We start from the raw sequence: 13,065 nt of genomic DNA, 5'->3' as shown, positions 1-13,065 counted from the left end.
TAAATTACTTTTTTTTGATAGTAATTAACTGATAATTAAAAGTAAAGACGTATAATGTTGTACTTGCTCCATTTTCAAAAATTAATACGGTACTAAATATAAATACCACATCAAGATTATATGAATAGAACTATACTTTTCACAAAAAAAATATTTCTGGCTTTAGCTTTTTTATTTATTACTTCCGTTGGCTTTTCTCAATCACCACAAATTTTTAGCTCTACAGGCTCATTTAATACCCCTGCTGGCGTAACATCCGTTCAAGTGGAAGCTTGGGGAGGTGGTGGTGGTGGTGGTGGTACATCATCAAAAAACACTAGTGCTGGTGGCGGGTCTGGTGGAGCATATACTATGAATTCATCGATAATAGTAGTGGGTGGTGCCACTTATACCGTAACAGTAGGAAATGGTGGAGCTGGTGGTACTAGTGGAGGCGGTGGTACAGCTGGAGCTGCATCATGGTTTAAATCAACTTCAACTTTATTAGCAGGTGGTGGACTTCCTGGAGCAGCAGCAAAATCAGGCGGGTCATTAGGTGGAGTAGTATCTAACAATAATATAGGTGGTACAACTAATTTTTTTGGTGGTGCGGGTAGCAATGCAACAAGCTTAGCAAGCGGTGCTGGTGGTGGTGGTGCAGGAACAACTGCCAAGGGTAGTAATGCATCAGGCACTACAGGAGGGACTGGTGGAGCAGCAGGTGGTGGAGCTGGAGCAAATGGGAACTCAACAAATATTGCTGGTACTAGTGGAGCTATTATTGCTGGTGGTGGATCTGGGGCAAGAAGAACAAATATTGGTGGTGGCAATGGTGGTGCCGGAGCAAGAGGTCAAGTAATTGTTACTTGGATATGTCCTACTTATAGCTTAACAACGACAAGTGTAGCAACACCTATTTGTAAAAATTCGACGGCAACAGTTTCAGTTACTTCAACAACAGGCTTACCAACAGGGACTTATACTGTTACTTATAACTTATCTGGAAACAACACTGCTACAAACAACACTGCAACGATGACCGTGACGAGTGCTGGCTCTGGCAGTTTTAGTACTAGTGCTTTAGCAAATTCGGGAACAACAACAATAACTATAAGCAAATTATCCAGTGGCGGAATTTCACCTAATAATTGTAGTACAACTTTAAGCTTGAACAATATAGCTACAGTAACAACTCTTAATGGTGTACCTTCTCAACCTAGCACAATAACAGGTAATACATCCGTTTGTCCTAATACAAGTCAAACCTATAGTGTAACGGCAGTTACTGATGTTGCCTATACTTGGGCTTTACCTTCGGGATGGGTCCAAACAGCTGGTGGAACGACAAATAGCATCACAGTAACCACAGGTAATACAACAGGCAACGTAACCGTTACACCCTTCAATGCTTGTGGAAATGGAACTGCAAGATCATTAAGTGTAACAGTAACTGCTCCATTAGCAAGTGCAGGTACACCGCTCAATGCATTTTGTGTGGGAGGTACATCCGCTGCTCTGGGAGGATCAATTAGTGGTACAGCTACATTAGGAATTTGGTCTGACGGAGGAATTGGAGGAACTTTTACTAACAATTTGGGATCAACACCCGGTACAGCAATTTGGACACCACCAACTTTATATTCTGGAACCGCTACCTTGACACTTACTGCCAGTGGTGGAGTTTGTGGCACTACATCAACAGCTTCAAAAACGCAGTTAGTAGACACTCCTACCGCCATAGCAGGTAATGACCAAACCGTTTACGCATCATTAACTTCCGGATCACTGGAGGGTAATGTTGTAACCTCCGGAACAGGCACTTGGACTAAAATAGCGGGGCCGGGTACGGCGACTTTTAGCAGTGTAAACTCCGAAACATCGAATGCCACTGTGAGCATAATAGGCTTATATACATTTCGATGGACCGTAAGTAATGGTCAATGTACCGCAAGTTTTGATGATATGGATGTAACTTATTCTAGCACCAGCAAACCCGATTACACCTTATTTTATGAGGATTTTGATACTACAAATGGAGGTTGGAGTAATTCAACAACTACCAATGGGTCTTGGTTATGGACTTCTACATTTCCAGCAACTGTAAATGAAATAGGAGAAAACTCTTTTTGGAGAATTGATAATTTTGATGATTATGCAAATAATGCCATAATTGAAATAGAAAGTCCAACTTATAATTTTACTGGATATGAAAATTTATTTTTCAATTTAGATGTTAGATATAATACAGAAGCAAATAGTGATGGAATGCGTATTTTATATTCAGTTAATGGCAGTGCTTATACACAATTAGGTGCTGTGGGATCTGGTACTAACTGGTATAACTCCTCCACAGTAAGCGCTTTAGGGACAAATGGTTGGAGTAATGATAATGCATCCGCAGCATTAGCCTTTACTCCCACTGCTGGAGGCGCAAATCGTTTCCAAAAAGCTACAATACAATTAGCTGATGCTACATTTAAGAATCAATCTAATGTTAAATTCAAAGTACAGTTCAAATCAAATGCTTCGGTTCAGGACAATGGTGTGGCTTTTGATAATTTATCAATAGAAGGAAATGCTACTGTTGCAGTAGTGTCCTCACCTATTGCACCCGCAAAAATAAATCAAAACTTAAGCCTTTGGTTCAAAACCAATGCAGGAATATCAGTTACGGACGGAACTGCACTTACTGCTTGGGATGACCAAGCATACGACACGACAAGAGCGGATCTTATTAATAAAGAAAGTGTTAAAGCAATTGCTTCTAATGCCCCAACTTTCCGTGATAATGCTAGTAGAAACATCAACTTTAATCCAGTAATAGATTTCAATAGTGCAAACAATGATTATATGAACGGTAAAGGAGGATTTTATTCTCAGGATTATTTTGTAGTAGTCTATAGTAATGATATAATCAATACTTCTGTAGGGGCTAGTGGAAGAGAAATCCCTATTGGCGGAAAAAGTGCTACTAGTGGGTTTCATGAAGATCCTACTGGATTAGCTTTCGGAAATGCTACAGGTCGCTATAATGACGAAATTATTGCACACAACATAGGTTCCTATAATCCAAGTGATACTTCACCAGCTCCAGGTGTAGATTCTTATGGTAGAGCTTATGTAGCTACAACAAATACTTATTATGAGCCATTGATTATTAATGTTAAAACAAATGCTACAGGAACAGCAACCGAAATTTATAAAAACGGAATAAAAATAGATAATAAAACGGGAACAACTGGCAGTACTGAAACTGGGACACCATTAAATTTTTATGAATTTAAAAACTTACCTTTTTATTTAGGTACAGGGCGCAGTGGTATCAGTGGCCGAGCAAGTTCTGCTTTGAACGGGAGGTTATCAGAAATTGTTTCCTATAAGGCTCCAAAAACAGTACTAGAGCAACAAAAAATCCAAAGCTATTTAGGCTTAAAATACGGCATAACTTTACATGCAACATCAAGCAGTGTTACGGGTGACACAAGACTAAATGATACAAATTATATTGATTCCGCAGGAACAACTATATGGGATAACTCAACAAATACAGGTTACAATTATGATATTACAGGAATTGGTAGAGATGATGACTCACAATTAAACCAAAAACAATCAAAAAGTGTAAACTCCCATACGAGTACCACTTTTGACGACGATATTACAATAGGGTTGACTGATATTTTATTTACCAATAACCTAAACGCAAATACATTTGGAACCAATAAGACTTTCATGGTTTGGGGGAACAACAATGGAACATTAGCAGCACAAACTCCAGTAACAGTAAATATAAGCTCTGGGATAACGCTACCTGATCCTATAAATACTGATGTAAATTTTGTATCTATAGGGAGAACATGGAAAGTCGTTGAAACAACTGGTAATCCAATTTCTTCTGTGAAAGTATCTATCCCAACAACCATGCTAACCAATACCATTACGCCTCCAGGGGATTATTTAATGTTTATATCAAGTAGTGCAGCATTTGACCCTACAGCTGAATATCGTATCATGACTGTAAATGGAGCCAATTTAGAAACCACCTATGATTTTGTTGGAACGAAATACATCACATTCGGCTATGCACCAGAGCAAACTTTTGAACGTTGCATCAAATTTAACGGTACAACGGATTACTTAGACTCCGGTAAAAATTTAAACCTGAATAGTTCGTTCACTGTTTCTGCTTGGATAAATTATACCACAGCAGGCAGAACTATACTTTCTAAAAGAAATAGTGGATTTACCGAAGGTTATGATTTAAGTATTAATGCTTCCGGAAAAGCAGAAATGAGTTGGTATGTTGGAGCAAGTAAAAAAACAATTACTTCCAGTGTAGTTATTCCAACTGGAAAATGGCATCATGTAGGTGTTAGTTTTGATGGTACTACTGCTAAAATATATATAGATGGCATAAATAAAATAAGCTCAAATCTAGCAGGAATTCCTACAGCAACTTCGCAATACTTTCTTGTTGCAGCAGCAGACGGAGTGAGTACAACCTCTTATTTTAGTGGCTCTATAGATGAAGTTCGAGTTTGGAATGTAGCACTAACTGAAGCTCAGTTTCGTTATGTTATGAATCAAGAAATTTTAAGCAATAGCCTTTTTACTAACGGAACTATTGTTCCTAATACAATAACATTGAATGACATAAGCAGTGTTCCATGGACTAACTTGAGTGTTTATTACCCTATGTCTACCTATACCTATACCAATGCAAAAGATATTTCGAGTAACAACATCACAGCTGCATTAAAAAACTTAAGAACTGTAGATTTACAAACCGCACCATTACCATATGAATCTGAAGTCAGTGGAAATTGGGAAACTATAGGAACTTGGACAAACAGTGGCATACAGGATCTACCAAACAGCACTTCCATTGAAGACCCTACAAAAACTATAGACTGGAATATTGTTAGTGTAAAATTGCCTCATACCATAACCTCTATTGGAAATAAAAAAGTCTTAGGTTTGTTTCTTGAGCCTACAACTAATTTAATAGCCACAACCAGCGGTGGACTACAAACTGATGGAACAAAAATTGAAGTTTCTCATTATTTAAAATTAGATGGAAAAATTGATTTAGTGGGAAGATCACAATTGGTACAAACTGAAGGCAGTGACTTAGATGTAACTAGCGCTGGCTCTATTGAAAAAGACCAACAAGGACAATCAAACAAATTCAATTATAATTATTGGAGTGCTCCTGTAAGTCCTATAAACACAACTGCTAATAATACTAATTACACTGCAGGAGGTGTATTAAAAGATGGAACAAATCCAACTGCTCCAGTAAGCATCAATTGGGTTACCGGTTATGATGGTTCTACAACAACTCCTATCAGTTTAGCAAAATTTTGGATTTATAAATTCGATAATGCCGCAAACCTTTATGCCAATTGGAATCAAATTTTTGAAACTGGAACTATTCCCGTAGGACAAGGATTTACATTAAAAGGAAGTGGAGCTGCTACTGCAACTCAAAACCTAACTTTTACAGGAAAACCAAATAATGGTACTATTACCCGATCAGTAGGAGCCACACAATTATTACTGGTAGGAAATCCATATTCATCTGCATTAGATGCTAATTCTTTTATAACAGATAATAGTGGTTCTATAGATACTACAACACCAACTTCTACTGATGGTGCTTTGTATTTTTGGGAGCATTATACGGGAAACGCCACCCATATTTTAAGTGGATATCAAGGTGGATATGCTGTTCGAAATGCAGCCGCTGGTGTTCCACCAAGTTCAGTAGGAATAGATTTTATTAACACTTCAGGTATTTCCCTTCGGGCAGCCCCAAATCAATATATTCCTGTTGGACAAGCATTCTTCGTTATTGGGAATGCAACGGGAGGTGCAGTCACTTTCAAAAATAGCCAAAGAGCGTTTTTTAAAGAAGATAATGCCGCTTCCCAAACTATGTATCGTATTCCAACAAAACTAAAAGGATTGGACCATTGGACAGATAATAGTGATGATCAAATAGGAAAAGACACCTACAAAAGAGTTCGTTTAGGATTTAACAATTACAATGAAGTTTTTCATAGACAAGCAGTCATTGCCTTTATGGATGACAAGGCAAATAGTGAGATAAACGAAGGATATGATGCCGAGAATATAGACGATGTTGATAACGATATGTATCTAATAAATTCAGATAAAGAGTTAATCATTGAAGGAGAAGGGTATTTTGATGAAGATGCCTCCTACCCTATTGGTGTGCGATCAAATGCTGAAGGAAAAGTTTCTTTCGTTTTAGATGGTTTAGAAAACTTTGATGTAAATCAATCTATTTTTATTTATGATAAATCAGATGACACCTACCATAATCTAAAAGACGCTTTGTATGAAGTAGAACTTCCTGAAGGAAGTATTGATGATCGCTTCTATCTGCGCTTCACTGACAAAACCCTAAGTGTAAAAGATCAAGTCTATGAAAATTCTATCCAACTAGACTATATTCGCTCTACTTCTATTTTGGCTATTATAAATAATTCTAAAGACAATACTGTTAACACCGTATCCCTTTTTAATATACAAGGAAAATCTATTTCTAAATGGGATGTAAAAGATAAAGACCAAACGAATATTAAACTACTTATCCAAAGTATTGCTTCAGGAGTTTATATCGTAAAATTAAAAACTTTGAAAGGAATAATTAGCAAAAAGATTATTATCAAATAATAAATAAAATATCGCTTTATATAAAGACTTCTCAAATTGAGAAGTCTTTTTTTTTTGTTTTTTAATGCTCTAAAATTTAAACGACAAATAGTATTTATTTATAAATCCTTCGAAAAATTAGCTATCAAAATTCCTTTATTGTTTTACAATATTATATAGCTTTTTACCTATTAATTAAATAAAAACATTCCCTTAATCGATTATATTAGCTTTTAGTCTAAAAAATAAAACAAATTATTTAAATTTAGTATCGCAATTTCAATTGTTATTATGAACTGATTTTATTTGAAATAAAAAACATATATCATAATTAATTAAATCGAAGAAATTATGAATAAAATTACTATAAAAAATAAATACATATATTTTACAATCTGTCTGCTTTTTATTACTTTTTGTGGAAATTCACAAACAAGTCAAACCTTTACAACTGTTGGAACTAATACGTTCACAGTACCTCCAGGTATAACAAGTGTTCAGGTAGAAGCTTGGGGCGGAGGCGGAGGCGGAGGCGGAGTTATTGGAAATGGTGGAAAAACAGGAGTCGGAGGAGGTGGAGCTGGAGGTTCATACACTAAAACAACCGGCGTAACTGTAACTTCTGGTGCTTCAATAACAATCACCGTTGGCGCTAGAGGTATCGGGGTGAATAAAGCAAATGGGACAACTGGTGGAACTTCAAGTTTTGGTGCTACAGTAACAGCCTTTGGAGGTTCTGGCGGTAATCTTGGCAATAACTCTTTAGGCGCCGGTGGCGCAGTAACTACTGGAATAACAAGAAATGGTGGAGCTGGAGCAAGTGCTATAGCAGGTGCTAGCGGCGGCGGCGGCGGCGGTGCAGGTAGCACTGGAAATGGCGGAAATGCAAGTGGTAGCACTGCAGGAGTCGGCGGTACAATTGAAGGAGGTAATGGGGCTTCAGGAACAACAAGCACAGTAGATGGAAATCCTGCAACTGCTCTAAGTGGTGCTGGAAGTGGTGGTCGAAGTACTGGAAACCAAGATAGAATCGGTGGGAATGGATTTCGAGGTCAAGTCATTGTCACCTGGACTTGCCCTACTGCATACAACTTAAGTACCACATCTGTTACGACTCCAATATGCGCAAACATTGGCACAAATGTAGCTGTCACTTCATCCGCAGCGGGATTACCTATTGGAACTTACACCGTTACTTATAACTTATCAGGAGGAAATACAGCAACAGGAAATACAGCAAGCATGACGGTTTCAACGGTAGGTTCAGGAAGTTTCACAACCAGTGCATTGCCTAATTCGGGCTCAACTACCATAACAATCACAAATCTGACTAGTGGCGGATCTTCTCCTAATTATTGCAATTCAACTATTACCACAAATAATACGGCAAATGTAACCGTAACAGCTATTCCCACAATTACAGGCACTATGTCTGGATTTACAATAGGCACAGGAACAGTAACTTTAGAAGCAGTGGCATCTGCAGGAACAATTTCTTGGTTTGCTACTAGTCTCGACGGAACTGCTTTAGGGACTGGAACCAGTTTTACTACACCAACTATTACTGCTACAACAACTTATTATGTAGAAACAAATAATGGCTCATGCACTTCTTCATCAAGAACCGCTGTAGTAGCAACTGTGATTACACCACAAGAAATAAATATTCTAGGAAATGCTACTTCAATTGTTGATGGTGACGCAACGCCAAGTGCCACGGATTGGACAAATTTTGGATCAATGGAAACCAGTACTGGAATCATCACAAAAATATATACCATTCAAAATACGGGAAACGCAACCTTAACTATAGGATCTATTACTATTTCTGGAACTAACGCAGCTGATTTCATAGTTGCCACTAGTCCAAGCGCATCAATTGCCGCGGGAGGTAGTTCTACATTTTCTGTTAGCTTCAACCCTGCTACATTGGGTATAAAAACTGCTGCAATATCAATTGTAAACGATGACACTAATGAGAATCCTTATGATTTTTCAATTCAAGGCACCGGAATCCAAACCTTTTTTGACAGTGACGGGGACGGTGTTTATGACAACTTTGACATTGATGATGATAACGACGGTATCTTAGATGCCACTGAGGAGATAAATTGTAACAGCTCAAATGGTCATAAAGTAGATTACAAATTCTTAAATGAAACCTTCGGTTCTGGAGGAAGAACTCCAAACTTTACCGCTGCCTATAATGCAACAACAACATATTGTTATGAAGACGGAATTGTAGGTACTAACACGACAGAATGTCCTTCACAATCAACAAAAACACTAGACGATGGTGAATACACGGTAGTCTCTAAAATAACTGGAACAATAGCTAGCGATCCTGACAATATTCACGGAGATTTAGCTTGGTACAATGGGGAAGATCATACTACAGGCGATACTAATGGAAGGATGGCTGTTTTTAACGCCAGTTTTACACCCGGCACATTTTATGAAACAACTATTACCGGGGTTTTGTCAAATCTACCAATAACCTATAGTTTTTGGGTATTAAACATAATGGCACAATCTACTTTCCCAAGTTCAATTTTGCCTAATGTAACAGTAGAATTTTATGATTTATCAAATAATCTCCTTACCTCTTTCAACACAGGAGACATCGGAAGATGCTCTGGAAGCATTACAGACAATACCTGCACTCAAGGAGTTTGGAAACAATTCACTACTCGTGTCAACTTAGGAAATGTGAATGCCTTTACCATCCGTTTCAAAAACAATGCTCCTGGTGGTGGTGGTAATGACCTTGCATTGGATGATATTCTAATTTCACAAACTTTATGTGATTTAGACAATGATGGCGTTGCTGATATGTTTGACTTGGATGCTGACAATGATGGAATTGAAGATGTTATTGAAGCTGGCTTAGGAAACTTGAGCAATGCCAAAGGAAGAATTGATGTGGCTTGGGTGGATACTAACGGAAATGGACTTATTGACAGTGCCGAATCTACAGCTGCATTACCGGCATTAGACTCTGATGGTGATGGAATCCCAAATTATATCGATTTAGACAGTGACAACGACAGTCTCTTTGATGTGGACGAATCTGGTGCAGGAAATGCAAATGCGGTAACTGGATTCGAAAATGGCGATGGTGATATCAACGGGGACGGAACAGGAGACGGTCCGGAATCAGAAACATTTAGAAGCAAAGACATTAATGGAGATGGAATAGTTGAAGGTTTTGGTGACGGAATATTAGACATTTATGACTATGGTACGGGAGCTACTAACCAATACGGAAATTTAGGACAAGGTACTGCAACTGCAAATCCTGCTACTACCTATCTAAAAGATACCGACGCAGACGGAATCCCCGATTATCTTGATGTAAAATCTAATGGAAGTACATTTGATATTGCCAATACTTTATTAATCTATGATTATAAAACTTTAGATACCACTAACGATGGTATTATTGATGGCACGACTGACATTGATAAAGATGGAATTCTGGATACTTTTGACACCAATACGTCTCAGTGGGGGTCACCAAGGGATTTACACACTAAACTATTTTTAGACTTTGACGGCAGAAATGATTATGGTCAAAGCACATCAATTCTTGGTGGCTTAGCCAATGCATCTCTAATGGCATGGATTGATTTGAATGGTACTTTTTCTACCGATGGTGTTATTGTAGGACAAAATAATTTTCAAATACGAATTACTGCTGCAAAGAAATTGGAAGCAGTAGTAAATGGCACTACGGTAACCTACAATACAGCTTTAAATACATCACAGTGGTATAATGTTGGAGTAATTTATGATGGTGCAAATATAAAGTTATATTTAAATGGTGCTTTAGTGGCAAACCAAGCTAAAACTGGAAGTATAGCAGCAGATGCATCATTACTTACTTTAGGAAGAGATCCAGGTACAGCTACAAAATATTTTAAAGGAAAAATAGATGAAGTAAGAGTGCTTAATATGGCTTTGTCCGAATCACAATTACAAAGAATGGTGTATCAGGAAATTCAAGATACTGGCTCACAAATTAGAGGCACAATAGTTCCTAAAAATGTTGCTACATCTCCTACTTCTTTACCTTTTAGTAATTTACTGCGCTATTACAGAATGGATACCTACAAAGATGATATTATTGATGACTTGACAACAACAGCTATCGATGTTACAGGAACAAAAATATTTAATCATAAAAATATTTATATGCAACAGGCTCCTATGCCTTTTTTAACAGAGCGAACCGGAAACTTTGCAACTGCAGTGAATAGTCCCACAAAAGAAATTAGAGGTAATGATATCATGGAGCAGGATTGGTCTATAGTAAAAGTTCAGCATGATATTACTGAAACGGCTAATACTATTGATTTAGGAATGTTAGTCGATTCCGGAAAAAATATAGTGATGAATAATGATACCAAAATACAAAATGATTGGTACTTAAAATTAGATGGAAAAATAGATTTAGCAGGAATGTCACAGTTAGTTCAAACTATAGAAAGTGATTTAGATGTTACCAGTTCCGGATCAATAGAAAGAGACCAACAGGGACAATCCAATAAGTACAATTATAACTATTGGAGTTCCCCAGTAAGCCCTATAAATGCAACAACTAATAATACCAATTATAGTGTTACTGGTGTTATGAAAGATGGCACTACAACAACTCCTCAAAACATTAACTGGATTGGAGGCTATGACGGAGCTGCTACTACCCCTATTAGTTTAGCACGATACTGGCTTTATAAATTTGACAATTATACTAATGCTTATGCCAATTGGGTTCGCATTTTAGAAACAGATGCATTGCGTGTAGGACAAGGATATACATTAAAAGGAAGCGGTACAGCATCAGGAACCCAAAATTATACTTTTGTTGGAAAACCAAATAATGGTTCCATAGCAACAAATGCTGTTGGTGATGATCAATTATTGTTAACCGGTAACCCCTATCCATCTTCATTAGATGCAGATGCTTTTATAACTGACAATATAAGTTCTTTAGAAACTTTTACAAGTCCGTCTATTGATGGAACGCTATATTTTTGGGAACATTATGCCTCTAATAATACCCATATTTTACGCGACTATCAAGGTGGGTATGCTGCAAGAAACTTAACAGGTGGATTAGCGCCTTCAGCAGCAGGAGTTGATTTTATTAGTCAAGCAGGTACCCCATCAAGAGGTATTCCCAATCGATATATCCCAGTAGGACAAGGCTTTTTTGTAAACGGGAAAGTTGGTTCGGGTGGTACCGTTGTTTTTAGCAATAGTCAAAGAGCCTTTCATAAAGAAAATGAAGCTTTAAATTCGAATGTGATGTATAAAATCATGCCCGTTAAAGGCAACACTTGGAATAACAATAATAATGACCCTGTCATAAATAATACTTATAAAAAAATTCGTTTGGGATTCAATTCGCATAATGATTATCACAGACAAGTGCTTTTAGGATTTATGGATGAAAAAGCTACCAGCAAAATGGATTATGGTTATGATGGTTTAAATATTGACGATTTCCCTAATGATATGTATTTGTTAAATGGAGAAAATCAACTCGTAATTGAAGGGGAAGGTTTTTTTGATCCCAGTGCCTCCTACCCTATTGGCGTAAAAACAGATGCCGAAGGAACCGTAAAATTCATGATTGATGACTTAGAAAACTTTGGCCATGAACAAACTATTTTTATTTATGACAACGATACTGATATGTATCATGATATTCGCAATGAAACATTTGAAATAAACCTTCCTGAAGGGGAAAACAATACCCGTTTTTCACTACGGTTTACTGACAAAACATTGAGCATTGATGAGAAAACTATCAATGATAATGCGATTAAAATTACTCATTTACAAAATGGAAACACACTTGTAATCAACAATCATTTATTAGATACAACTGTTAAAAAAGCGACTCTATTTAATATTATTGGTCAATCAATAAGTACTTGGGACATTAAAAATCAAGATCAAAAAAACATTCAATTACCTATTAAAAAAATAAGTTCTGGTGTATATATTGTAAAAATCCAGACTACAAAAGGAGATTTTAGTAAAAAAATAATTGTACCATAACCTAATAAAATTAATTTCAAAAATATAAAACTGTCTGAAAAGGCAGTTTTTTTTATGTCAAAATCAACCTTAAATAATGGAAAAACGGAAATATCTAAAGTTTATTTCCTGAAAACGAGCAGTTCATCGGATGATAAAATCCTTTCATCGGAAAAAAAATTTTTTTTAAAACAATATCATTCTAAATAGTTAATTTTAAGACATGTAAGCCTTACACATTAAAACAAAAACAAATAAATAGTACTCCGAGCACAACTCTTTTTGTTGCTTTTTGTGTGAAAAAATTATAAAAAATTGCACCAAAAAAAGTAACAGAATCCATTTTTCATTGAAAATAAT

2 protein-coding genes are annotated in these 13,065 nt (G+C 36.7%); both read left to right on the top strand.

The window, feature by feature from the left end; translation table 11 throughout:
- The first annotated feature begins 120 nt into the window (after positions 1-120).
- Positions 121-6,681, top strand: coding sequence for a DUF8202 domain-containing protein (locus tag ACM55I_RS03200; RefSeq protein ID WP_416845327.1), 6,561 nt, complete (start codon positions 121-123; stop codon positions 6,679-6,681).
- 330 nt (positions 6,682-7,011) lie between these two features.
- Positions 7,012-12,726, top strand: a complete 5,715-nt coding sequence (locus ACM55I_RS03195) for a LamG-like jellyroll fold domain-containing protein (RefSeq protein ID WP_416845326.1) — start codon at positions 7,012-7,014, stop codon at positions 12,724-12,726.
- The last annotated feature ends 339 nt before the right edge of the window (positions 12,727-13,065 follow it).

This window comes from Flavobacterium algoris (assembly GCF_048158525.1).
Classification (GTDB): Bacteria; Bacteroidota; Bacteroidia; order Flavobacteriales; family Flavobacteriaceae; genus Flavobacterium; species Flavobacterium algoris.
The sequence above is the reverse complement of the archived record's forward strand: the minus strand, read 5'-3'. Positions and strand labels throughout refer to the sequence as shown.